This window comes from Plantactinospora mayteni, assembly GCF_016862935.1.
In the GTDB taxonomy this organism is placed as follows: domain Bacteria; phylum Actinomycetota; class Actinomycetes; order Mycobacteriales; family Micromonosporaceae; genus Plantactinospora; species Plantactinospora mayteni.
On sequence record NZ_BONX01000012.1, the window covers coordinates 65,885 to 88,258 of the forward strand.

22 protein-coding genes are annotated in these 22,374 nt (G+C 71.5%); 12 read left to right on the forward strand and 10 right to left on the reverse strand.

Annotated features, from left to right (window positions below; genetic code table 11):
• The first annotated feature begins 199 nt into the window (after nt 1–199).
• From Pma05_RS11350 to Pma05_RS11370, 5 genes are all read left to right on the forward strand, one after another.
• Nucleotides 200–3,913: a reprolysin-like metallopeptidase gene (locus Pma05_RS11350; protein ID WP_239312188.1), complete on the forward strand. Its 3,714-nt coding sequence runs from the start codon at nt 200–202 to the stop codon at nt 3,911–3,913.
• 399 nt (nt 3,914–4,312) lie between these two features.
• Complete coding sequence (locus Pma05_RS11355; RefSeq protein WP_203857315.1) at nt 4,313–5,407, forward strand: 3-deoxy-7-phosphoheptulonate synthase; 1,095 nt, start codon at nt 4,313–4,315, stop codon at nt 5,405–5,407.
• A 203-nt stretch (nt 5,408–5,610) separates the two neighbouring features.
• Entirely contained in the window at nt 5,611–8,052 is a 2,442-nt protein-coding gene (locus Pma05_RS11360; RefSeq protein WP_203857316.1) for a penicillin-binding protein, read from the forward strand.
• Nucleotides 8,053–8,379: 327 nt separating this feature from the next.
• Entirely contained in the window at nt 8,380–8,610 is a 231-nt protein-coding gene (locus Pma05_RS11365; RefSeq protein WP_372441456.1) for a hypothetical protein, read from the forward strand.
• 67 nt (nt 8,611–8,677) lie between these two features.
• Nucleotides 8,678–8,896 (forward strand): hypothetical protein, encoded by a 219-nt coding sequence (locus Pma05_RS11370; protein ID WP_203857318.1) that lies wholly within the window; start codon nt 8,678–8,680, stop codon nt 8,894–8,896.
• A 175-nt stretch (nt 8,897–9,071) separates the two neighbouring features.
• Here the strand turns inward: Pma05_RS11370 and Pma05_RS11375 are convergent, their stop codons facing one another.
• The 3 genes from Pma05_RS11375 to Pma05_RS11385 form a co-directional block, all read right to left on the reverse strand.
• Entirely contained in the window at nt 9,072–9,590 is a 519-nt protein-coding gene (locus Pma05_RS11375; protein WP_203857319.1) for a DUF1360 domain-containing protein, read from the reverse strand.
• Between the two features lie 71 nt (nt 9,591–9,661).
• Nucleotides 9,662–9,997 carry a hypothetical protein gene (locus tag Pma05_RS11380; RefSeq protein ID WP_203857546.1) on the reverse strand — a complete coding sequence of 112 codons (336 nt, stop codon included), beginning with the start codon at nt 9,995–9,997 and terminating at the stop codon, nt 9,662–9,664.
• On the reverse strand, nt 9,997–10,359 hold the full coding sequence (locus tag Pma05_RS11385) for a DUF6158 family protein (RefSeq protein ID WP_239312190.1): 363 nt from the start codon (nt 10,357–10,359) through the stop codon (nt 9,997–9,999). The genes Pma05_RS11380 and Pma05_RS11385 overlap by 1 nt, the downstream gene beginning before the upstream one ends.
• 135 nt (nt 10,360–10,494) lie before the next feature.
• On the opposite strand from Pma05_RS11385, the gene Pma05_RS11390 reads away from it, so the two are divergent.
• On the forward strand, nt 10,495–10,917 hold the full coding sequence (locus Pma05_RS11390; protein ID WP_203857320.1) for a hypothetical protein: 423 nt from the start codon (nt 10,495–10,497) through the stop codon (nt 10,915–10,917).
• Nucleotides 10,918–10,920: 3 nt separating this feature from the next.
• Nucleotides 10,921–11,244: a DUF3817 domain-containing protein gene (locus tag Pma05_RS11395; protein ID WP_203857321.1), complete on the forward strand. Its 324-nt coding sequence runs from the start codon at nt 10,921–10,923 to the stop codon at nt 11,242–11,244.
• Nucleotides 11,245–11,395: 151 nt separating this feature from the next.
• Here the strand turns inward: Pma05_RS11395 and Pma05_RS11400 are convergent, their stop codons facing one another.
• Nucleotides 11,396–11,581, reverse strand: coding sequence for a DUF397 domain-containing protein (locus Pma05_RS11400; protein ID WP_203857322.1), 186 nt, complete (start codon nt 11,579–11,581; stop codon nt 11,396–11,398).
• A gap of 312 nt (nt 11,582–11,893) precedes the next feature.
• Between Pma05_RS11400 and Pma05_RS11405 the strand changes: the two genes are divergently transcribed.
• On the forward strand, nt 11,894–12,760 hold the full coding sequence (locus Pma05_RS11405) for a helix-turn-helix domain-containing protein (RefSeq protein ID WP_203857323.1): 867 nt from the start codon (nt 11,894–11,896) through the stop codon (nt 12,758–12,760).
• A 200-nt stretch (nt 12,761–12,960) separates the two neighbouring features.
• On the opposite strand, the gene Pma05_RS11410 is transcribed toward Pma05_RS11405, so the two are convergent.
• Nucleotides 12,961–13,500, reverse strand: a complete 540-nt coding sequence (locus Pma05_RS11410) for a DUF6232 family protein (RefSeq protein ID WP_239312192.1) — start codon at nt 13,498–13,500, stop codon at nt 12,961–12,963.
• 676 nt (nt 13,501–14,176) lie between these two features.
• Here Pma05_RS11410 and Pma05_RS11415 point away from each other — a divergent pair.
• On the forward strand, nt 14,177–15,139 hold the full coding sequence (locus Pma05_RS11415) for a C40 family peptidase (RefSeq protein WP_203857324.1): 963 nt from the start codon (nt 14,177–14,179) through the stop codon (nt 15,137–15,139).
• Here the strand turns inward: Pma05_RS11415 and Pma05_RS11420 are convergent.
• Together Pma05_RS11420 and alr are read right to left on the reverse strand one after the other, a co-directional pair.
• Nucleotides 15,136–16,164 carry a D-alanine--D-alanine ligase family protein gene (locus tag Pma05_RS11420; protein WP_203857325.1) on the reverse strand — a complete coding sequence of 343 codons (1,029 nt, stop codon included), beginning with the start codon at nt 16,162–16,164 and terminating at the stop codon, nt 15,136–15,138. The two genes, Pma05_RS11415 and Pma05_RS11420, sit on opposite strands and share 4 nt — an antisense overlap.
• Nucleotides 16,157–17,335 carry an alanine racemase gene (alr, locus tag Pma05_RS11425; RefSeq protein WP_239312194.1) on the reverse strand — a complete coding sequence of 393 codons (1,179 nt, stop codon included), beginning with the start codon at nt 17,333–17,335 and terminating at the stop codon, nt 16,157–16,159. Before alr ends, Pma05_RS11420 begins: the two co-directional genes overlap by 8 nt.
• 207 nt (nt 17,336–17,542) lie before the next feature.
• Here alr and Pma05_RS11430 point away from each other — a divergent pair, with 207 nt between their 5' ends.
• Nucleotides 17,543–18,241 (forward strand): hypothetical protein, encoded by a 699-nt coding sequence (locus Pma05_RS11430; RefSeq protein WP_203857326.1) that lies wholly within the window; start codon nt 17,543–17,545, stop codon nt 18,239–18,241.
• Nucleotides 18,242–18,331: 90 nt separating this feature from the next.
• Here the strand turns inward: Pma05_RS11430 and Pma05_RS11435 are convergent, their stop codons facing one another.
• Complete coding sequence (locus tag Pma05_RS11435; RefSeq protein WP_203857327.1) at nt 18,332–19,129, reverse strand: ABC transporter permease subunit; 798 nt, start codon at nt 19,127–19,129, stop codon at nt 18,332–18,334.
• Nucleotides 19,126–20,304 carry an ABC transporter ATP-binding protein gene (locus tag Pma05_RS11440; protein ID WP_239312196.1) on the reverse strand — a complete coding sequence of 393 codons (1,179 nt, stop codon included), beginning with the start codon at nt 20,302–20,304 and terminating at the stop codon, nt 19,126–19,128. Before Pma05_RS11440 ends, Pma05_RS11435 begins: the two co-directional genes overlap by 4 nt.
• A gap of 289 nt (nt 20,305–20,593) precedes the next feature.
• On the opposite strand from Pma05_RS11440, the gene Pma05_RS11445 reads away from it, so the two are divergent.
• Both Pma05_RS11445 and Pma05_RS11450 read left to right on the forward strand, forming a co-directional pair.
• A complete protein-coding gene (locus Pma05_RS11445; protein WP_203857328.1) occupies nt 20,594–20,995 on the forward strand; it encodes a GntR family transcriptional regulator in 402 nt (133 codons plus the stop codon).
• Nucleotides 20,992–22,116, forward strand: a complete 1,125-nt coding sequence (locus Pma05_RS11450; protein ID WP_203857329.1) for a DUF1648 domain-containing protein — start codon at nt 20,992–20,994, stop codon at nt 22,114–22,116. Before Pma05_RS11445 ends, Pma05_RS11450 begins: the two co-directional genes overlap by 4 nt.
• Before the next feature lie 43 nt (nt 22,117–22,159).
• On the opposite strand, the gene Pma05_RS11455 is transcribed toward Pma05_RS11450, so the two are convergent.
• The gene (locus tag Pma05_RS11455) at nt 22,160–22,366 is read right to left on the reverse strand and encodes a DUF397 domain-containing protein (protein ID WP_203857330.1); all 207 of its coding nucleotides are present in this window, start codon (nt 22,364–22,366) and stop codon (nt 22,160–22,162) included.
• Between the last annotated feature and the right edge of the window lie 8 nt (nt 22,367–22,374).

The window sequence follows — 22,374 nt, forward strand, 5'->3', positions numbered from 1 at the left end:
AGATATATAGCACCATGCGGCGTTACCCCGGGGCCCGTGACCACAGTGACCGGTCCTGCTTCCGGCCGTGTGGAGGCTGTTCACGGCAGGTCCGGGCGCCTATCGTGCGATCACCCCCACAACTGGTCGATGGCTTGGCCGGGTGGCAGGAACGCCCGCGCGACCGACCGGCGCTCGGAGTAGTCCCAAGGAGACAGAGTTGACGACCCCCTCGTTACCCGCCGCCACCCGCGGTCGGGCGGCACCCCGCCGACGCCTGGCCATCCTCGCGGTGGCCGCCCTCACCGCCGGCGTACTGCCGGTGCTGGCCACCCCGGCCTCGGCCGCCCCCAGCCAGCCGGCCAACCCGTGGACCCGGCTCGCCGACGGCTCCAGCGCCGCCCGGTCCGCCGGACCGACCGACGTCCACGCCGAGCGGTTCACCGGGTACGCCCTGGACCGGGCGAGCCTGGCCGCCACCCTGGACCGGGTACCCGAGGAGCGCCTCGGGACTGCTTCGGCCCAGTCCCTGGTGGTGGCGCTGCCCGCCCCGGACGGCACGTTCCAGCGGTTCGCGCTGGTCGACTCGCCGGTGATGGCGCCCGGCCTGGCCGCCCGGCATCCGGAGATCCGCACGTACGCCGGCCGAGGGCTGGACGATCCGACCGCGACCGTCCGGGCCGACCTCACCCCGCTGGGCTTCCACGCCTCCGTCCGGTCCGAGCGCGGCGTCTGGTACGTCGACCCGTACAGCCGGCAGGACCAGGGCCGGTACGCCAGCTACTTCGTGCGGGACAGCACGAACCCGGACGAGCCGTTCGTCGAGCGGGAGGACGTGGCGCAGACCGCCGAGGCGCTCGCCGACGAGGTCGGGGCGGCCCCGAGCACGGCCGGTGCCGACGTGACACTGCGGACGTACCGGCTGGCCCTGGTGACCGACCCGTCCTACGCCACCTACTTCGGGGCGGCGAACGTGACGGCCGCCAAGGTGACGCTGGTGAACCGGGTGACCCAGATCTACGAGGACGAGACCGCGATCCGGCTGGTGCTGGTCGACGAGACCGAGAAGACCAACCTGAACACCCCGGCCGAGGCGACCGGGACGAACGGGCCGTGCGGGGCGTCGCCCTGCTACACGGCGGCGCAGATCTCCTCCTGCGGCAGCGGCACGCTGAACCGCAACAACATCGTGCTCGGCCAGCTCGTCGGGGCGTCCAACTACGACGTCGGGCACATCGGGCTCGGTGTGAACGGCGGCGGGGTCGCCGGGCTGGGCGTGGTCGGCGGGGCGAACAAGGCGCGCGGCTGCACCGGCCTGCCGACCCCGGTCGGTGACTTCTTCGCGGTCGACTACGTCTCGCACGAGATCGGGCACCAGTTCGCCGGCAACCACACCTTCAACGGCACCCAGTGGAACTGCTCCGGCGGCAACCGCAGCGCCGCCAACTCGTACGAGCCGGGCAGCGGTTCGTCGATCATGGCGTACGCCGGCATCTGCCAGCAGGACAACCTGCAACCGCACAGCGACCCGTACTGGTCGCAGCGCAGCTACACCGAGATCACCACGTACGTCAGCTCGGCCCGCCCGGCCGTCAACGAGGTGCAGAACGTCTCGCTGCGCGAGTTCGGCACCAACGGCGACTCGTTCACGCTCAGCTTCGGCGGTGCCGAGTCGGCGCCGATCGTCCGGGGCGGCAACTACAGCGCGGCCGGGATCAAGGCGGCGATCGAGGCGATCCCCGGCTGGCCGGCCGGCGCCCTCGTCACCGTCGCGCCGTTCGGCGGCACCGGCCTGCTGGACGACACCGGGTTCCAGGTCACCTTCGCCGGTGGCCCGGTGGCCGGCGTCAACGTCGGGGCGCTCACCGTCACCAACCTCACCGGCACGGACGGGTTCGTCGGCGAGACGGTCAAGGGTGGCCCGATCGACAACGGCGGCTGGCAGGTCGCGCAGACCGGCAACTCCGCCCCGGTGGTCACCGTGCCGGCCGCGTACACGATTCCGGTCCGTACCCCGTTCGCGCTGACCGGCAGCGCCACCGACGCGGACGGCGACACGGTGACCTACCTGTGGGAGCAGAACGACCGGGGCGGGGTCAGCGGCGGCAGTACCGCCGGGACCGCGCTGGTCAGCAACACCAAGACCAACGGTCCGCTGTTCCGGCAGTTCGGTACGGCGGCGATCGTCAGCCCGACCGACACCCTGGAATACCACTCCCCCGGGCTGAACGCGGTCAGCACCAATCCGACCCGGGTCTTCCCGGACCTGGAGCAGATCGCCTGGAACAACACGAACGCGAAGACCGGCACCTGCCCGGCCGCGCCGGCACCACCGGCCAGCGGCGGGGCGAGCAACGTGCCGCCGGAGGTCGTCGACTGCTACTCGGAGTTCCTGCCCACCGCCGACTGGGTCGGCTTCAACGGTGACCGGACCATGCACTTCCGGCTCACCGCCCGGGACGGAAACCCGGGCGCGGGCGGGATCGGCAGCGCCGACACCGCGCTGACCCTGGCCCCGGCCGCCGGGCCGTTCCTGGTCACCTCGCAGGCCACCGCCGAGCCCCTGGTCGGCGGCACGGCCGTGCCGGTGAGCTGGGACGTCGCCGGCACCGACGCCGCGCCGATCGGGGTCAGCGAGGTGAAGATCTCGCTCTCCGTCGACGCCGGCAACACCTTCCCGTACGTCCTGGCGGAACGGACCGCCAACGACGGCGCCGAGACGGTGACCCTGCCGAACGTGGGCGCCAAGGCTGCTCGGATCAAGATCGAGGCGGTCGGCAACGTCTTCTTCGACCTGAACGACGCCAACTTCGCCCTCCGGGCCACCCCGAAGGTGACCTTCACCGGGGGTGACCTGGTGACGGTCCAGTACAGCGACCCGATCCTGCCGGAGGTGCGGGTCACCGCCACCGACCCGGACGGCGGCCCGGGGCAGCTCACCGCGACCGCCACCGGGCTCCCCGCCGGCCTGCTGTTCCGCAACACGACGCCGTCGGAATCGGAGGAGAACGGCGTGCCCGCCGTCTGGGGAGTCGTCGGCAACAACCGGGCGGCTCCGGGCGACTACCCGGTGACGGTGACCGTCGCCGACCAGCACGGCCTGGGCGAGACCCTCTCGTTTGTCATCCGGGTACTGCCGGAGGCGGCGGAGCTGGCGTACACCGGGGACACGCTGGTCTCGGCGGCCGGTTCGGGCCGGAACGCGGAGGTACTGCTCCAGGCCACCCTGCGGGAGATCTCGCCGTACACCGGGGCGGAGCCGTGGCCGGGTGACGTCTCGACCGCCACGGTGACCTTCGCCGCCGGTGGCCGGACGCTCTGCACGGACGTACCCGCGCCGCTCGACACCGACGACTTCGGATCGGTGGCGAGCTGCACGGCGAGCCTGCCGACCGGCGGCCACGAGGTGACCGTCACGCTCGGCGGCAACTACGCCGGCAGTACGAAGGCGCGGGTCGAGGTGGCCCGCTCGGACACCCGGGTGGTGATCGGCGGCGGCTCGGTGACCCCGACCAGGTCGGCCGGGGCGTACCCGGTGGATCCGAAGTCCAAGGTCGACGTCACCGTACTGGTCGCACAGACCCGGCTCGGCGGCACCGGTACGACGATCCTCTCCTTCCGCTCCGAGGGCCGGAAGTACGAGATCCGGGGCGTCGGGCTCGACTCGTTCGGCGTACGGTCCAACGGCGGCATCGACCACATCGACCTACGTACCCGAGCCGGCCTGTACGACGTCACCGACCCCCGCCGACCGGTCGCGGTGGCCACCGGACTCAACCTCCGGATCACCGGTACCGACCGTGGCCTGCTCGGCGGTAGGGACAGTGTCGCGGTCACCCTGACCGAGGGCGACCGACTGCTCCTCTCCACCGACTGGACCGGCCTGACCACCCAGGAGATCAACCTCACCACCGGGACGCTATTCGTCCTCTGAGGTCGAGGAAGGGCGTCGAAAAGGTGCCGCTGACCTGGACGACAGATGCGCTACCGGCGAGCTGTAGCGCCTCTGTTGTCCAGGTCAGGCGGGATGACCGGCTTGGCACCGCCTGTCCGCTTCGGCGCGCGCCAGCCGGTGATTCCGTGCGTACCAGGAGTTGGACAGCTGGTCCGGCGGGGGCCGGCATCGGGTATGGTTCCGTCCGTGGCGCGTTCCTATCGATGGTTTAGTCAGCCGGCTCCGGAGCCGGTGACTCAGCCATGACCTGACGTCACCAAGATCCAGCAAGAGCCGGCTGAAGCAGGGACATCGTCCCTGCTTTTTTCATGGAAACAGCCGGCTCGGCTCCCGGGCGCCGGCCCCGGGGTGGCGGTCGGCAGAGAGGGAGCCTCCACGATGACCACCACCGGGATGGGTCGGGTCAGCGACCAGCGCATCGACCGGATCGTGCCGCTGACCACCCCGGCGCTGCTGCACCACGAACTGCCGCTGGACGAGCCGCTGGCCAGCGCCGTACTGGACGGCCGACGATCGGTCGCCCAGGTGCTCGACCGGGAGGACGATCGGCTGCTGGTCGTCGTCGGCCCGTGCTCGGTGCACGATCCGGCGGCGGCCCTCGACTACGCGCGACGGCTGCGGGTGGCGGCGGCCGAGCACGCCGACGACCTGCTGGTGGTGATGCGGGTCTACTTCGAGAAGCCCCGCTCGACCGTCGGCTGGAAGGGCCTGATCAACGACCCGGGGCTGGACGGCTCCGGCGACGTGAACGCCGGGCTGCGGGCCGCCCGCGCGCTGCTGCTGGACGTACTCCGGCTGGGGCTGCCGGTCGGCTGCGAGTTCCTGGACCCGATCACCCCGCAGTACATCGCCGACACGGTGGCCTGGGGTGCCATCGGCGCCCGTACCGTCGAGAGCCAGGTGCACCGCCAGCTCTCCTCCGGGCTCTCCATGCCGATCGGGATGAAGAACCGCCCGGACGGCAGCGTGGGTACGGCGGTCGACGCGATCCGGGCCGCCGGGGTGCCGCACGTCTTCCCCGGCATCGACATCTCCGGGGCTCCGGCGATCATGCACACCCGGGGTAACGCGGACTGCCACCTGGTGCTGCGCGGCGGCCGGGGCGAGCCCAACTACGACGCCGAGTCGGTGGCGGAGTCGCTCTCGCTGCTCCGGGCGGCCACGCTGCCCGAGCGGCTGGTGATCGACGCGAGCCACGACAACAGCGGCAAGGACCACCGCCGGCAGCCGGTGGTCGTCGCCGACGTGGCCCGGCAGATGGCCGACGGCCAGCGCGGCATCGTCGGGGTGATGCTGGAGTCGTTCCTGGTACCCGGCCGGCAGGACCTGGACCCGACCCGGCCGCTGGAGTACGGGCAGTCGATCACCGACGCCTGCCTCGGCTGGCCGGAGACCGAAGAGGTATTCGCGGACCTGGCGGCGGCGGTCCGGGCCCGGCGGGTGGCGGCACCGGCGGGTACCGCTCTGGGCTGAGTGTCCGGGTCGGCGGCGGCCGGTCGGGGCCGCCGCCGAAACTCCGGGTGTGACGTAGCAGTCAGTTGGGAGAGCCACGGCCACGCAACCGTGCGGTTCGGTGCGGCGTCTGGATCAATAGGGCGAAAAGCGCGCGTACGGTTGTGCTCGCGCCGGCCGCCCCGCCCGCGACCTGCCCGCCAGACCCAGAGGTTCACGCGATCATGCCGAAAGTCCGCCGGCGTAGCCTGCCGAAGGCCGCCACGCTGCTCATCTGTGCCCTACTCACCGGGGTGGTGGTCGCCGCGGCCGCGTTCCCGGCAGTGGCCATGTCCGGGCTGGCGGCAAAGGCCGGAGCCGACTCGTTCCAGGACCTGCCGACCGAGCTGACCGTGCCCCAGGTGCCGGAGGCCACCCAGGTCTACGCCGCCGACAACAAGACGCTGATGGCGACGTTCTACGACGAGAACCGCCAGGACGACCCGCTGGCCGAGATCTCCCCGGCGATGCGGAATGCGATGATCGCCGCCGAGGACCACGCGTTCTACCGGCACAACGGGGTCGACGTGAAGGGCGCCATGCGGGCCCTGGTCTCGAACTTCACCGGCAACTCCCGGCAGGGCGCCTCCACGTTGACCATGCAGCTCGTCCGGATGTCGATCACCTACGGCGCGACCGACCCGAACGACGTGGTGGCGGCCAGCGAGGACACCAACGCCCGGAAGTGGCGCGAGATGCGCCTGGCGGCGGCGCTGGAGAACAAGCTGACCAAGGACCAGATCCTGGAGCGCTACCTCAACATGGCGCCGTTCGGCCACGGGACGTACGGGGTGGCGGCGGCGAGCCGGTTCTACTTCGGCAAGGAGCCGAAGAACCTGACCGTACCGGAGGCGGCGATGATCGCCGGCCTGGTCAAGTCTCCGAGCTACTACGACGCGCTGGACAGCAAGGGACCCGGCTACGGCCTGACGCTGAACCGCCGCGACTGGGTGATCGGGCAGATGAAGGAGACCGGTGCGATCACCGAGGAGGAGAAGACGGCGGCGCTGGCCACCCCGCTCAAGGTGACGGGCAAGCAGCCGACCAACGGCTGCACCAGCGCGGTGCACAACGACTGGGGCTTCTTCTGCGACTACTTCTACCGCTGGTGGATGGACCAGGAGACGTTCGGCAGCACCTCGTACGACCGCGAGCGGCGGCTCAAGGGCGGCGGCTACCGGATCGTCACCACCCTCGACCCGGCGGTGCAGAAGGCGGCGTACAAGAACGTGCAGCAGTACCTGCCCACCGGCAGGAAGGACGCTCTGATGCTGGCCGCCGTCGAGCCGGGCACCGGCCGGGTACGCGCACTGGCCACCAACCGGACGTTCGGGCTGGACGACGCGGCGAAGCCGAAGAACCCGATCTCCAGCAACCCGAAGCAGGCGGACAAGGGGATGCGGGCCACCTATCCGCGTACCACCAACCCGCTGCTGACCGGCGGCGGTGGGGTGGCCGGATACCAGGCCGGCTCGACGTTCAAGATGTTCACCATGGTGGCCGCGCTGGAACAGGGCTACCCGCTCAGTACCAGCTACAACGCCCCGCAGCGCTACCAGTCGAAGTACTCGGCGGCGGCCGGCTCCGACTCGGCCTGCCCCGGCACCGAGCGGTGGTGCCCGGTCAACGACAACGAGGGCATGGCCGGCATGCACGACATGTGGACCGCGTTCGGCCGCTCCGTCAACACCTACTTCGTGCCCCTGGAGGAGCGGGTCGGGGCGGCCAAGGTCGTCGACGCGGCGGAGCGGCTCGGCATCCGGTTCCGGGAGCCGGGCGAGGCGGCGATGGCCGACGACCCGGCCCAGGCGGACGGCTGGGGCTCGTTCACCCTCGGCGTCTCGGCGACCACCCCGCTGGACCTGGCCAACGCGTACGCCACACTGGCCGCGGACGGCAAGCACTGCGAGCCGATTCCGGTGCAGGAGATCAAGGACCAGACCGGCAGGGCGTTCGATATCGCCGCACCGCGCTGCGACCGGGCGGTGGACCCCGAGGTGGCCCGGGCGGCGATCGACGCGGCCCGGTGCCCGGTCGGCGACCAGTCCGCGTACGGCAAGTGCCGTGGCGCGACCGAGGCGGACGCGCACCGGGTGGTGGACCACCCGGTGGCGGGCAAGACCGGCACCACGGACAGCGAGCGGACGGCATCGCTGGTCACCACGACCACCTCGCTCTCGGTCGCCGGCATCATGGCCAACCCGGACTGGCCGGAGACCACCACCGACATGGACCACGACATCGTCAACCCGGCCGTCTACGAGACGCTGGCCGACGCGATGAAGGGGAAGCCGAAGAAGGACTTCCCGAAGCCGAGCGAGAAACTGGTCTACGGGGACCAGCGCTCGGTGCCCTCGGTCACCTGCCGCTCGGTCGACGACGCCACCAACGCGCTACGGAACGCCGGGTTCAAGGTCGAGGTCGACCCGAACCAGGTGGCCTCGAACTGCCCCGCCGGTACGGTCGCCGGCACCGATCCGGACGGCCGGACCGTCTCCGGCGGTGTGGTGATGCTCCGGGTCAGCAACGGCCAGTCCTCGGTGAACGGCCCCGGCAGCGGTCCCGGCAGCGGCCAGTCCTCAACCGAGGGCGGCACCTCCGGCGGCCTGCCCGGACGACGCGGCTGACGTCGGCGACGGGAAATGGATACGCCGCCCATGGCGAGGCCATGGGCGGCGCGGTGTCGGTGTGCAGGTCGCCTCTCGGCGAGTGGCACGACGCGGCTCCAGCCGGACGGTATTCCGCGAGGGCAATATGGTGAGGCCCGGGGACACTGGACACACCGACAGTCGTAGTCAACCTCGGATCCGGGCCCGGTGTTCCGTCCTTTGCCGTGACGCACGTCACCTGCTTCGTCCCGAGTACGGGTCACCGCCGAGGGCGGGCGAGGGGGTACGGCGAACCGGACGCCCGGCCGTCATCCGGGCGGGTTTGGCCGATTCGGCACCGGGTAGCTGATCTCCGTGACCGACCAACCGACCCGGGACGACTCGGCGAGTCCGGACCTCGACGCCCTGCTCGACGACCTGTACTCCGGCCAGGAGCGGGTCACGCAGTCGGAGATCCAGCGACGGGCCGTCGCCGCCGAGGTACCCGCCGAACTGTTGACCAGGATCACCGCACTCCCCCAGGGCGAGTACGCGGTCGACGAGGTCGCCGACCTGCTCGGCGGTACGGCCGGCTGACCCCGGGGGCGGCACGGGAGAGAGCCGGGGCGGCAAGGAGTCCGGGGCGGTGCGAGGAGGGAACCCGATGACCGAAGACGACCGGCCGGAGCGGGCCCGAGACGACCGGCCGGAGCCGGCCCGCCTGGTTCCGCTCGGCCAGGCACCCGGTGACCCGGATCCACGGGACGATCCCGACTTCACCACCGAGCACGACAAGACGGCGGTGGACGAGGAGATCATCACCGGCGCCGACACCGAACGGGAGCCGGAGTCGCCCCGGGGCTGGTCCGGCATGCAGCGCTGAGCCGCCAGCCGAGCGAATCGCCGTCAAGGGCCAGCGAATCGCCGTCAAGGGCCAGCGAATCGCCGTCAAGGGCCAGCGAATCGCCGTCAGGGAGCGAGCGAACCCGCCGACGGCCGGGCGCACCACCGAGGGCCGAGCGAATTCGCCGCCGCCCCGGCTAGCTCGCCGCCCCGTGCTACGGCCGGGAGGCGGCGCGCTGCGCGACGGCGTAGCCCATCTGGAGGAAGTCGGAGGCGGCCACCGCGGTGAAGGCCGTCGCCACCAGTCGGGTCAGCCGGGGGGCGAGCACCAGACCGCCGGTCAGCCCGGTGGCGACCCAGACGGCCAGGCAGAACGGGCAACTGAGCAGTTCGCCGACGGCGTGCCTGGTCGAGCTGCCCTGGTCGCGTACCTGCTCCATCACCTCGCCGCTGCCGATCGGCCGGTCGTACCGGGTGAACGGCGCGCGCAGCGGGCTGGTCACGGCGTCCTTGGAGAGCAGCCGGCTGAGCTTGTGGGTGGCCACCGACAGCAGTACGACGTCGGAGGCGCCCGGCCGGTCCGGAGCCCGGCGCCCGGTCGTCTTCGCCGCGATGCCCAGCGCCAGCGCCACCCCGGCGTACGTGCCCATCGCCGCAAGATAGCCGCCGAGCGGCCGGTACTCGTCGGGCGCGTACGCCTGCCGAAGTCGCGCCACCCTGTCCCGTACGTTCATCCCGCCTCGTTCCACGTTCCGCCTGCCGTGTACTGCTGCCGCCTGCCATCCGTCCCGGTACACCGGCACGCTCAACCCGGGGCGAGGTTGTCGTCGACCTCCCGGGCGAGGCTGGCCAGCGACTCGTCGGCGATCTCGGGCAGCCGCCGTTCCGCCGGGTCGGCCTCCAGTTCGAGTCGTACCGTGGCTCCCCCGGCGTCGACCGGTGACACCTGCAACCGGGCCGACCAGTCCGGGGAACCGGCGCTGCGCCACCGGGCCCGCAGCTCGGCGGCGGCCAGTTCCGGTCCCGGCATGCCGGTCCGGCGCAGCGGGGCGGGCAGCCAGGCCGAGACCCGGTCCGGGTCGGTGGCGGTGTTGAACACCACCTCCGGCGGGGCGGAGATGCCCCGCTCGGCGCGGGCCATCACCACGCGCCGTCCCGCAGGCGGCTCGGATCCACCTCCCGGCCGGGGTGCCGGGTCAGGTACTCGGTCTCCAGGTCGGCGGTGCGCCGCAGGTGGTTGCCGAGCGCGGTGTCGGCGGCGTGCCGGAGCGTGTCCAGCCTGGTCCGGTGCAGGCTGTGCATCTCCCGGTACAGGTCCTCGTCGCTCAGCTCGACCGGGTCGATGCCGAGCACCTCCTCCTCGGCGACCACGAAGTCGCTGGCGGTGCCGCCGTGCCGGACCGGGTCACCGTCCCACTGGCCGACCCGCTGTTCGGGGCTGGCGTCGATCGGTGTACCGACGTCGGCCGGGGAGAACTCGTCGTGGCGTACTGATTCGGACATCGTCGCCCCCGATAACTCGTCTGGGTGGACGACTAGACGGTTGCCCACACCGGGCACCGCCAAACCCCGGCTGGTCGGGCGACACTACGACGCCGCGTCGGAGACGGGACCGACCCGCCCGGTACGCTCGTGGGCATGAAACGGCTGTGCACACCGGCGTGGATCATGCGCCACGTGTTCACCGTCGCGGTGGTGGTCGGTTTCCTGGCCCTCGGCTGGTGGCAGATCAGCCGGGCCCTGGCGGGCAACACCCTGAGCTGGGCGTACGCCTTTGAGTGGCCGATCTTCGCCGGGTTCGTCGTCTTCCTCTGGGTGCGCGAGGCGCGCTACACGCTGCGCGGTGGCCGGTCACCCGCCGTCGAGCCGGCCGCTCCGCCGGCCCGGCCGACCACTCCGGGGGTACGCCGACCGGTGCGCGCGGCCCGGCCACGGCTGGCGGCCGAAGGGCCGGAGGACCCGGCGCTGACCGAATACAACCACTACCTCGCGTGGCTGAACGCCAATCCGGGCGCTCGGCCCGCCGACTATCCCGGCCTGGGCCGGCAGCAGGAAGGATGAACCGTGGGCGCAGCCCTGACCCGCTACCGTGTGGTCGCTTACGTCGTCGGCGTCGTGTTGATCGCGCTCGTCGTGGTGGGCATGCCGCTCAAGTATGTCTGGGACGACCCGGTGGTCGTCGAGACGGTCGGCCCGGCACACGGCTTCCTCTACATGGTCTACCTGCTGGCCACCTTCGACCTGGGTCGCCGGGCGCGCTGGCCGCTGAGCCGGATGGTGCTGGTCATGCTCGCCGGGACGATCCCGTTCGTCTCGTTCGTCGCCGAGCGGGCGGTCACCCGGCAGGTACGCCAGCCGGAGCCGGAGCCGGAGCCGGTGGCCGGCTGAACGCCGCCCGGGGCGGCCACGACCGCGAGCCGCCCCGTCGACCGTTGAACCGTTCATTCATTTGAATGTCTCGCGATAAGCGAGGCCAACCACCGTGCTCAGCGGCTCCGCCAGACCGGAACGTGAATGAATCACGCCTCCGGATCGGCTTTCACGCGTTGCGGAGCCCGTGTACGAATGCCTGCCAGGCACCCGTACCGAACAGCAGTGACTGCTCCGGATCGACCGAGTCACGGACGGCGGCGCCGCCCCCGACCTGAGCCACCTCGACACAATGCTGCGATTCGCATCGAGTGCTCTTCCGCCAGTTGAGCTCGGCGGAACCAGTCTGTGACATGCACCCTCCCCGGCACTAATACTGTTGCGGCAGATGCCGCGACAACGGACAGAGGCTACCCGTCTCCCCCGCATTCCGCACGGCCGGAATATCCGCGATTATGATGTCGACATCGACAATGGACACAACCGGTGATGGCGTCGTCGCGGCAAGCAGGGGCGCTGGTGGAACGCAGCCTGCCCGTGTAGCCTGCACAAAAGTCTGGCAATCTGGCAGGTAGCCGGTAGCCAGGTGGCAGGTTGCCGGGATCAGAATGAGCCGAATTGACCCCTCGCTCGGCCGCCGGGGCGCCGTTTGAAGGGAGCGTTCCCGATGACTACGGCGTACGGCCCGACGGTGGGTCGCCGCAAGCTCCGCTCGGCGATCCGGCGGGCCCGGGAAGCGGCCGGGTTCACCCAGGAGCAGGTGGCCGTCGCGATGGACTGGTCGCTCTCCAAGCTGATCCGGATAGAGGCGGGATACGTCTCGATTTCCACCAACGACGTCAAGGCGTTGCTCGATTACTATCAGGTGCGCGATCCGGAACAGGTCGCCGAACTGGTGCAACTGGCCCGGGTGTCCCGGCAGCGCACCTGGTGGTCGCAATACCGTGACGCACTGCGGCCCGCCTATTATTCGTACATCGGACTGGAGGCGGAGTCCTCGGAACTCTATTTCTACCAGTCGGTCGGCATGCCGGGACTGCTCCAGACAGAGGCGTACGCGCAGGCGGTCCTCAAGACGGCAATTCCCAAACTGGACGATCCCGAGGAGGCACAGGCATCCATCGCGTTGCGGTTGCGCCGCCAGCAGGAAATGCTCGGTCGACCCGATCCGCCGAACATTGTCGTGGTCTTCGACGAGGCGGCCCTGCACCGGCAGACCGGCGGCCCGGCGGTCATCCGGGAACAGCTCCTGCATCTGGTCGGCCTCGCCGACTCCGGCCGGATCACCGTCCAGGTGCTGCCGTTCACCTCCACCGTCTACACCCCGCTCGGGCAGTTCGTGATCATCCGCTTCGCCACCGAGGAGGACGCCGACGTCGTCTACCTGGAGAGCACCGGCCTGGAGGACGTACTCGACGATCCCGAGGCGGTGACCGCGCACCTGCGGACCTTCACCGGGCTCCGCGACGCGGCCCTGACCCCGGCCGACTCGCTGCGCCGGATCTCGGAGATCGCCGCCGAGCTGGCCCGCTGACGGGCACTCCCGTCCGACAGGGGTCCGGATCGGACGGTCACCGGTGGCCCGGGCGGCACCGCCGGACCCGTCGAAGGTCCGGCGGACCCCGCCCCGGGCTCACTCCATTGAACCTTTTTCAACCTCCCCTTGCGGTCCGCCGTGGCCGCAGGTGGAAGTCGGGGCGCATGCGCCGCGCGGTTCACGTTGAAAAAGGTTCACTACGGCATCGGCTCGTACGGGGTGTCCGAGGCGGGCGGAAACGCCAGCCCGCCCAGCCGAGCGGCTTCGCGGGCCCGGATCAGTGCCCGGGTCACCTGACCGAACTGCCGCTCGTGGTCGGAGCTGAACAGCAGCAGCGTCTCCCCCTTGTACCGCCCCCACAACTCGTACGCCGGCGGTCGCCACCGGTGGCCCACCAGGGCGAGTCCGACCGGCACGAAGGCCGCGAGCCCGAGCCCGGCGTACGTGGTGGCGGGCAGCCGGTGCAGGTCACCGGTGTAACCCAGCGCTACTCCGATGCCGACCAGCACTGCGGCGGTGACCATCACCGCGCGCAGGGTCAGTCGGTCGTGCGGCCCACGGGCGGTCTGTAGGTGGGTGAGTCCGGAAATCGAGAACCTGCGGCCGGCGACGATGAACGCCTCGTTGGTGATCCGTACGCCGGGTTCCCGGTAGAGGTCGACCGGACGGGGGCGGGCCAGTCCAGATACCTCGAATGACGCGTCTGGCAGGTGGACGGGAGGGCGAGTAGGCTCCATTCTTGCCTCCAACGGCTCCTGAGGCGGGCTGGTGTGGATGGTTCGTAGAGATCGGCATCTGGTGGCAGCCGGATGCCGATCGTCTTGCGGACGGCGACCTCGGGCGCGCTGACGGCCCGTAAGCTACGACTGGTTCACTGCACGCGACCTCGCCCCCCTGCTGGCGACTACGCCGTGTACTAATACGCCGGTCCCCCCGGAGAGCCTGTCGGCTCCTGCATTCATTGTGCGAAGCGCACTCCAGCAAGTGGAAGGGACGCAGACAGCCACCTGGCAGATTTCCAGGCGGCAGCCGGGCTGCTCGCAGCCCTCTGCCCGGTTCCGTGGTGGTTTGCCCATACTCAGCCCGAGCCACCATCCGCCAAGACCGACCTATCGGGCGAAGAGCGAGGGAGTGGCCCGACATCCCGCCCACTGCCAGCCAATATCACGCTCGGGACGTCCGCCGGCACGGTTCGTGATCACGACATTCTGGTTATCGCTCTCCACTGCCGCATCTCGCCCGCCGACCACTGTCGGTAATCCCGGACCCGGGTTACGTTGAACCGGCCGGCCCGGTCATCAGTCATCCCTGGAGGGTGGCGCCGGCCCGGTGCCGCCGCAGGAGCGGTCGCGGTGGCGTACGGCCGCCACACGCTCCACCGTGGTGGCGTGAGGAAGAAGGGTTCTGCACACGTTGTCTTCGGTGCGGATCCTGCTGCGTACCCTCGTCGTGGCCGGCCTGTCGGCGGCACTTCTCGCCCCGATGTCGGCGGCCCGGGCCGAACCGTCGGCCAGCGAGCTCACGCAGCGGATCAACAGGGCCTCCGCCGAACTGGAGAAGGTCGTCGAGTCGTACAACAAGCTCAACGAGGAGATCAAGGAGAGCAAGGCCGCCGCGGCCACGCTCGGCGCCCGGATCGGACCACTGCAACAGCAGGCGGACCAGAGCCGGGCCGAGGTGGCCGAACTCGCCACCCGGGCGTACAAGCTCGGTGGCTTGAGCACGGCGAGCGCGTTGCTGAGCCGGGGCGACGGCAGCAGTCTGGTCAACCGGCTCGGTGCGCTGGAGCAGTTGGCCCGGGACCGGGACCGACAGATCGCCGGGTTCGACGCGACACAGCGCCAGTACGCCGAGGAGAAGGCCCGGCTCGACGCCACGCTGGCCCGGCAGACCGCCCAGGCGAAGCAACTGGCCAGCGGCAAGAAGAAGATCGAGGGCGATCTGGCCAAGCTCTACGAGATGCGCCGCGAGGCGTACGGGTCGGCGACCTCGTCCGGCAGCAGGTACACCGGCAGTGTCCCGGCGGTCTCCGGCAAGGCCGGTGTCGCCGTCCGGTACGCCTACGACGCGATCGGCACCCCGTACGTCTGGGCGGCCGAGGGGCCGAACGGCTACGACTGCTCCGGGCTGACCCTGGCCGCCTGGCGGGCCGCCGGCAAGTCACTGCCGCACAACGCGGCGATGCAGTGGGACAAGGTGGCACACATCGGCCGTGGTGAACTGAAACCCGGTGATCTCGTCTTCTACAGTGGACTCGGCCACGTCGCGCTCTTCGTGGGCAGCGGCAAGGTGATCCACGCACCATCGGCGGGCGAGAGCGTCAAACTCGCCAGCGTCGACATGATGACCCCGTACGGCTACGGACGCGTCCGCTAGTTCTGGAGCAGGGTCGCTCGCGCGCCGGACCGGTCGGGCCGGCGCGCGAGTGCGTTCTCGACCAGTACGTCCAGCAGTTCCGGGTAGTCCAGCCCGGCGACCTGCCAGATCCGGGGGTACTGCGAGACCGGAGTGAACCCGGGGAAGGTGTTGACCTCGTTCAGCACCGGGGCCAGGCCGTCGCGGAGGAAGAAGTCGATCCGGGCCAGCCCGGCGCAGCCGAGCGCCCGGAACGCGCGTACCGCCAGGTCGGAGAGTTCGGCGGTGACCGCGTCGGCCAGTCGGGCCGGGATCTCGAAGACCGTGCCCGGGTCGTCGTACTTGGCGTCGTAGTCGAAGAACGACCGGTCGCCGGTGACCCGGATCTCCAGCGGCGGGCCGACGTCGAGCCGGCCGTCGGGGTGCTCCAGCACCGCCAGGTCGATCTCGCGGCCGGGGACCGCCGCCTCGACCAGTACCTTCGGATCGCTGGACCGGGCCCACTCCAGCGCCGCCGGCAGTTCGGCCCAGTCGGTCACCCGGGTCACGCCGAGGCTGGAGCCGGCCCGGGCCGGCTTGACGAAGACCGGCAGGCCGAGCCGGCGCAACTCCGCCTCGGGCGGCACCCCGTCCGGGTCGGTCGGCCGGGACACCACCGCGTCGGCCACCGGAATCCCCTCGGCGGCGAGCAGCTTCTTGGTGAACTCCTTGTCCATCCCGGCGGCGCTGGCCAGTACGCCGTTGCCGACGTACGGCACGCCGGTCAGTTCCAGCACCGACTGGAGGGTGCCGTCCTCGCCGTACGGGCCGTGCAGGGTCGGGAAGATCACGTCGACCGTACGCAGCCGGTCGACCGCCTCGAAGACGCTGACCGGCATCCCGGTGCCGAAGACCCACTGCCCGGTACGGGTGATCAGTACCGGTTCCGGCCGGTAGCGCGCCGGATCCAGGTTCTCCAGTACGCTCGCCGCCGACCGGCGGGAGACCCGGTGTTCTCCGCTGCGCCCGCCGGAGAGCACCGCGATCCTGATCGACGACTCAGACACTGACCCGCTCCCGTCCACTCTGCCGCTCGACCCGCACCGGCAGATAGCGCCGGCCGACCCGGGATCCGATGCCGGTGAAGATCTCGTGGGGGTTGGTACCGGCCCAGCCGGCCCAGTCGACGACCGTCGGCTCGCCCCGGTCACCGGGACCGAAGAGCAGCACCTCGTCGCCGGTGCGTACCGGCAGGTCGCCGACGTCGACGACGATCTGGTCCATGGTCACCCGACCGGCGACCGGGCACCGGCGGCCCTGGATCCACACCTGGGCCGCTCCGGCGGCGGCCCGGGGGATCCCGTCCGCGTAGCCGACCGGCACCAGCGCCAGGGTGGTCGGGGCGGCCGTGACGTAGTCGTGCCCGTAGGAGATGCCGGTGCCCGCCGCGACCCGCTTGGTGAGGATGACCCGGGACCGCAGGGTCATCGCCGGCCGCAGTCCCACCGGCCGCTCCGGCACCGGCTCCACGCCGTAGCCGGCGATGCCGGCCCGGACCAGGTCGAAGTGCGTCTCCGGCCGGCCGACCAGGGCGGCCGAGTTCGCCAGGTGCACCAGGTCGGGCGCGAGCCCGGCGGCCCGGGCCAGCGCGAGCGCCCGACCGAACCGCCGCAACTGCGTGGCGTCCCCGGGGTCGGCCGGAAACTCCCCGCCGGCCAGATGGGACCAGACGCCGCGTACCCGGATCCGCCCGACGGTCTCGAAGCCGCGTGCCAGGCGTACCAGCTCGGGCCAGACGCCGTCGGTCGCACCGTTGCGGGACAGCCCGGTGTCGACCTTGAGATGCACCTCGGCCCGTACGCCGGCCCGGGCCGCACCGGCGGCGATCCCCCGCAGGTGCGCCACGGAGGGCACCGACAGGTCGATCCGGGCCGCGACGACCGGGGCGAAATCCTCGTCCTCGGCGTGCAGCCAGCACAGCACCGGCGCGTCGACGCGGCCGGCCCGCAGGGTCAGCGCCTCGGCCCGGGAGGTCACGCCCAGCCACCGTGCGCCGGCCGCCAGCACCGTCCGGGCCACCGGCAGGACGCCGTGCCCGAACCCGTCGGCCTTGACCACGGCGAGCAGCTCCGCACCGGTCCGGCCGGCCAGGGTACGGGCGTTGTGCGCGATCGCGTCGAGGTCGACCACCGCCTCCGCGAGTGGGGTCAGGCCACCCGCTCCGCCGAGTTTGGTCACATTGCGTGAGACTAGAAGGAGTCTGTGCGGTTTTCATGAAGGCGAAGTGCGGGAACGGTTCGGCCACCTGCCGACCCGGATCGCCCCGAGACCCTGGTCCCGCCCCTGGCCGTGCCCGACCCGACACCGTGCCCGATCCGGTGCCGGGCCCCGGCCCGCGCCGTGCCCGATCCGGTGCCGGAGCCGGAGAGGCGCTAACCTGCCGGGATGACTCCGTCGGAGGCCAGGGAACTCGCCGCTGTGCTGCTCGACCGCCTCGCCCCACACCTGCCCGAGGTCGCCACAGCCGGTGACTCGGACCCGGCCCGTCGACTATACGGCCTGGTGGCGGAGCGGCTGCGTGCCCTCGGCGAGCAGGATGCGCTGGCCGACCTGGTCCGGGAACCCCGGAACAACTCGCTGGTCAAGCGCCTGCTGAGCACGGCCGCGATCGAGGATCCCGGGTACGCCGCCGAGCTGGCCGCCGCCGTCGAAGCCCTGCCGGCGGCGGCCGGCAAGCCGGTCCCGGCGAACCGGACGACCCCCGCCGGAGCGACCCGGCCGGAGAGCCGGGAGCCGGTCGAGGCGGCGGAGGCCGTACCCGGATCGGGCGGTGATCGACGGCCGCGCCGCTACGGTCCCTGGATCGCGGTCGGCGCGGTCGTACTGCTGCTGGTGGTGGGCGGCCTGGTCGTCCGCGCGGTGCTCGACGGGCTCACCGACGCCGGTGGGCTGACCGCCGACTCGACCTGCGAGGAATACCAGCAGGCCCCGCCCGAGGAGCGGGTCGCCGCGATCCGGCAGATCGGGCTGGCCAAGGGAATCTCCGGAGTGGACAGTCCGCTGGTGATGACGGCGGTGGACCAACTCTGCGACGCCTCCCCGTCGGCCCGGATCGGCGACCTGGTCGCCCGCTTCGACGGCTGAGCCCTCGACAGCCGAGCCCCTCGACAGCCGAGCCGCTCGACACCTGATCCCCTCGACGGCTGAGCCGTTGGGCGGGCGTCGGCCCGGCGCTCAGGTGACATCCCGGCGCAGGGGTACGGCGACGGCGAGCACCGTGGCCACCGCCGCGTAGCCGGCGAGCAGCAGCCCGCCGCCGAACGGTGACAGGAGCTGGACCGGTGCGGTACCGAGCCCTTCGGCCGCCGCGTCCACGACGTAACTGAACCCGGTCAGCGAGGCGGTCGCCCCGGCCGGCAGGTACGGATACAGCCGGCTCACCCCGGGGACGATCGCCAGCAGGGGTTCGAGCAGGTAGAAGTAGCCGACGACCACGGCGAGGGCCGCCACCTGGTTGCCGACCAGCGCGCCGATCCCGACTCCCAGCAGCGTGTACACCGCCATCGAGAGGGCCAACCGGGCGAACAACTCCAGGATCGACCCGGTGGAGAGTCCCGGGCTGATGCCCCGGGCCGCCGTACCGGCGAAGAACACCGCCGCAGCGGTGCCGGTGAGCACCAGCCCGTACGCCAGCCCGGCGACGCCGTACGCGACCAGTTTCGACACCAGCACCCGCCAGCGCCGGGGCGCGAACAGGAAGGTGAAGTCGACGGTCCGGTGCCGGTACTCCGCGCTGACCGCCAGCGTGCCCAGCACCGCCGGGACGAACATGGTGTAGCCGACCATGCCGAGGACGACCCGTACCCCGGTCTCGGTGTCGAGCCCCGGCATCGGCGGGTCGAAGTTCTCCGGACCGAGCAGGGTCAGCAGGCCGATCAGACCAGCGCCGCAGACCACGGCGATCAGCAGCGCGACCAGCCAGAGCCGGGTGGCCAGCAGGCGACGGAACTCGGCTCGGACCAGGCGGTTCATCGGATTCCCTCCGCAGTCTCGGCACGGTCACCGGTGGCCGTGCCCGGGCCAGCCTGCTGCTGGTCGCCGCCGTCGGCGTCCGGCGCGGTCGAGGTGAGCCGGAGGAAGAGCTGTTCGAGGCTTCCCGACGCGCCGACGAGGTCGACGAGCCGGCCGGCCACCAACCGCCGTCCGCCCCGGATCACCACGACGTCGTCCACCAACTGCTGGACCTCGCTCAGTACGTGACTGGAGACCAGCACGGTCCGGCCCTCCCGGGCCAGCTCGCGGAGGAAGTCCCGCAGCCAGGCGACGCCCTCCGGGTCGAGCCCGTTGCCCGGCTCGTCGAGCAGCAGTACCGACGGGTCGCCGAGCAGCGCGGTGGCGAGGTTCAGCCGCTGCCGCATGCCGGTCGAGAAGGTCCTCGTCCGGCGGTGGGCCGCGTCGGACAGTCCGAGCAGCCGGAGCAGCTCGTCGACCCGGCCGTCCGGGTAGCCGCCCATCGCGGCGTACGTCCGGAGGTGGTCCCGGGCGGTGTGCCCGGGATGGAACGCCGAGGCGTCGAAGACCGCGCCGACGATGTCGGAGGGCCGGTCCAGGTCCCGGTAGCGCCGGCCACCGATCGTCGCGGTACCCGAGGTCGGCCTGACCAGACCGAGGATCATCCGCATCGTCGTGGTCTTGCCCGCGCCGTTGGGCCCGAGAAAGCCGGTGATCGCCCCGGGGCGGACGGTGAAGCTCAGCTCCCGCACGGCGGTGACCGCGCCGAACCGCTTGGTCAGCCCGGACACCTCGACCGGGACGGCCGCCCGGCTCATGCCCGGTCCCCGGTGCCGGTGCCGGTGCCGGCGACGCCGCTCGACGGCCGCGGCGAGGCGGGCCGCGTCCGGGGTGGCGAAGACCACCTCGTCGAAGGCGCCGTCCACCATGCTCCGATCGAGCCGCAGGTGCAGGCCGGGCAGGCCACGGCGGGCGTACACCAACTGGCGTGGGCCACCGAACACGCCCCAGACCCCGATCTTGGCGACGCCGCTGACCACCAGTCCCCGGCGGGCGCCGGAGGCCAGCCGCAGTGGCCGCTCGACGTACGCCACCCGCCGGATGGACCGCAGCGGCACGGTCAGGGCCTGCCGACCGAGCCAGAGCCGTTCCAGGCCCTCGAACTCGAAGGCCACCGTGTCGCTGGAGATCCTCATCGTCGCCATCCGTTCCACCCGCGTTTCCTCGTCGTGGTCGGTCACGTCCGACCGAACTCGCGCCCGGCCAGCCGCCGCCGCCTCGGTCGCCACCTTCTGGCCAGGACGACTATCTGTTCTATTAGTTGTATAGCAGACCTCGGAGCCGATGGCGAACGGCGGCCGATGGCGAACGGCGGCCGGCGACGAACCGCGACGGGCAGGGATCGAGGACCGGTCGCCGCCACGGCGAGCTTGTCAGGAGAGACCGGGCTGTTCTATAACTTGTGGAACAGGAGGGGCGGCCGGCGTGATAATCGAGGTGGACCCGAACAGCGAGGTCCCGATCTACCAGCAACTGCGCGACCGGGTGGTCGAGGCGATCGCCAGCGGCGCGCTCCAGGAGGGCAGCCCGCTGCCCTCCACCCGCGCCCTGGCCACCGACTTCGGCATCAACTTCCACACCGTCAACAAGGGCTACGACCTGCTGCGCCAGCAGCGCCTGCTGCGGATCAACCGCAAGTCGGGCGCGGTGGTGCTCCGGGACGGCAACTCGGGTCCGCCGGCACCGGAGTTCGTCGCCGACTGGACCGGCCGGGTCACCACGCTGCTGGCCGAGGCGACCGCGCACGGCCTGGGCCGGGAAGAGGTACTCGACATCTGTCGCACGGTGCTGAAGACGTTCGGCGAGAGTCAGGAGGAGTCGCGATGATGACGGCCGCCTGGATCAACCTCGCGCTGCTCACGATCGTCGGTTCCGCCTGGATGATGCCCTCCGTCCAGCGCCCGACACTGCCGTTCGGCGTACGGGTGCCCGCCCAGCGGGCCGGCGACGCCGCGATCGCCGGTCAGGTCCGTACCTTCCGGGGCAGGGTCGCCGCGAGTGGACTGGTCGGACTGCTGACCGCTGTCGCCCTCACGCTGACCGTGGCCGGTGACGGCGACGACGAGCGGGTGGCGCTGGTCGGCCTGGCGCCGACGGTGGCCCTGATGCTGCTGGTCGCGCTCTTCTACCTGCGAGCCCGCCAGGCGATCCAGCGGGTCAAGGCCGAAGACGGCTGGTACAGCGGCGTCGCCCAGCGGGTCGCGGTGGACACCTCGCTGCGTACCGGGCCGGAGCGGCTGCCCTGGCCGTGGGTACTACCCGCGCTGCTGGTCCCGCTGGTCACGCTCGCCGTCGGAATCGCCGGCTATCCGGAGATGCCGGAGCGGGTGCCGATCCGCACCAACGGCTCCACGGTGGTGGCCTGGCAGGCGAAGTCGCCGTGGGTGGTCGGCGTACCGGTGGCGATCGAACTGGTCACCACGGTCCTGCTGGTCGCCCTGGTCGCCTGGTCCTACCGGAGCCGGCCCGATCTGGAGCCCTCCGCCCCGAGGCGCTCGGCCCTCCAGCACCGGCTCTTCCTCCGGCGCGTCTCCCGGGCCCTGCTGGTGCTCGCCACCTGTGGAAACCTCACCATCCTCTTCGCCTACGTACCGATCTGGCAGGGGCGGGCACCGGGTCCGCTGGCCACCGCCGCGATGCTGCTCTCCGCGCTGCTCGGCACCGCCTACGTGGTCGTCGTGGCGGTACGCGCCGGCCAGGGCGGCAGCCGGATCGCCACCGTCCCGGCCCCGTCGGCCGAACGCCCCGACGCCGCGCACACCGACGACGACCGGTACTGGCGGTTCGCCGGCCTCTGCTACGTCAACCGCGACGACCCGGCGATCCTGGTGCAGAAGCGGATCGGCGTCGGCTGGACCTTCAACTTCGGCAACCCCCGCAGCCTGCTGCTGCTCGCCGCCGTCCTGGCGGCGCTGCTGGCCGGCATCCTGGTGCCCGCGCTGGGGTGAGGAGTGGACTGCCCGGGGTGGTCCGAGGCCCGGGGCAGCCGGGTCAGCCGGGGACCCGGCCGTCGGAGCCGAGGGCCGTGAGAAAGGCCACCCAGTCGGTCGACACGAACCGGAGTACCGGGCCGTCCGTGTCCTTCGAGTCACGTACGGCGACGCCGGCGGTCAGCCGGGCCACCTCGACACAGTTGCCGCCCTCGCCCCCGGATCGGCTGCTCTTTTGCCAGGTCAGCGTGTTTTCGTCCGGCCGCATCCCGTCCG

What these genes read in the sequence shown, in the direction of transcription:
- Pma05_RS11355 (WP_203857315.1), top strand. Translation starts at nt 4,313, where the DNA reads ATGACCACCACCGGGATGGGTCGGGTCAGCGACCAGCGCATCGACCGG.
- Pma05_RS11360 (WP_203857316.1), top strand. Translation starts at nt 5,611, where the DNA reads ATGCCGAAAGTCCGCCGGCGTAGCCTGCCGAAGGCCGCCACGCTGCTC.
- Pma05_RS11370 (WP_203857318.1), top strand. Translation starts at nt 8,678, where the DNA reads ATGACCGAAGACGACCGGCCGGAGCGGGCCCGAGACGACCGGCCGGAG.
- Pma05_RS11375 (WP_203857319.1), bottom strand. Translation starts at nt 9,590, where the DNA reads ATGAACGTACGGGACAGGGTGGCGCGACTTCGGCAGGCGTACGCGCCC.
- Pma05_RS11380 (WP_203857546.1), bottom strand. Translation starts at nt 9,997, where the DNA reads ATGGCCCGCGCCGAGCGGGGCATCTCCGCCCCGCCGGAGGTGGTGTTC.
- Pma05_RS11385 (WP_239312190.1), bottom strand. Translation starts at nt 10,359, where the DNA reads ATGTCCGAATCAGTACGCCACGACGAGTTCTCCCCGGCCGACGTCGGT.
- Pma05_RS11390 (WP_203857320.1), top strand. Translation starts at nt 10,495, where the DNA reads ATGAAACGGCTGTGCACACCGGCGTGGATCATGCGCCACGTGTTCACC.
- Pma05_RS11400 (WP_203857322.1), bottom strand. Translation starts at nt 11,581, where the DNA reads ATGTCACAGACTGGTTCCGCCGAGCTCAACTGGCGGAAGAGCACTCGA.
- Pma05_RS11405 (WP_203857323.1), top strand. Translation starts at nt 11,894, where the DNA reads ATGACTACGGCGTACGGCCCGACGGTGGGTCGCCGCAAGCTCCGCTCG.
- Pma05_RS11410 (WP_239312192.1), bottom strand. Translation starts at nt 13,500, where the DNA reads ATGGAGCCTACTCGCCCTCCCGTCCACCTGCCAGACGCGTCATTCGAG.
- Pma05_RS11430 (WP_203857326.1), top strand. Translation starts at nt 17,543, where the DNA reads ATGACTCCGTCGGAGGCCAGGGAACTCGCCGCTGTGCTGCTCGACCGC.
- Pma05_RS11435 (WP_203857327.1), bottom strand. Translation starts at nt 19,129, where the DNA reads ATGAACCGCCTGGTCCGAGCCGAGTTCCGTCGCCTGCTGGCCACCCGG.
- Pma05_RS11440 (WP_239312196.1), bottom strand. Translation starts at nt 20,304, where the DNA reads ATGAGGATCTCCAGCGACACGGTGGCCTTCGAGTTCGAGGGCCTGGAA.
- Pma05_RS11450 (WP_203857329.1), top strand. Translation starts at nt 20,992, where the DNA reads ATGATGACGGCCGCCTGGATCAACCTCGCGCTGCTCACGATCGTCGGT.
- Pma05_RS11455 (WP_203857330.1), bottom strand. Translation starts at nt 22,366, where the DNA reads ATGCGGCCGGACGAAAACACGCTGACCTGGCAAAAGAGCAGCCGATCC.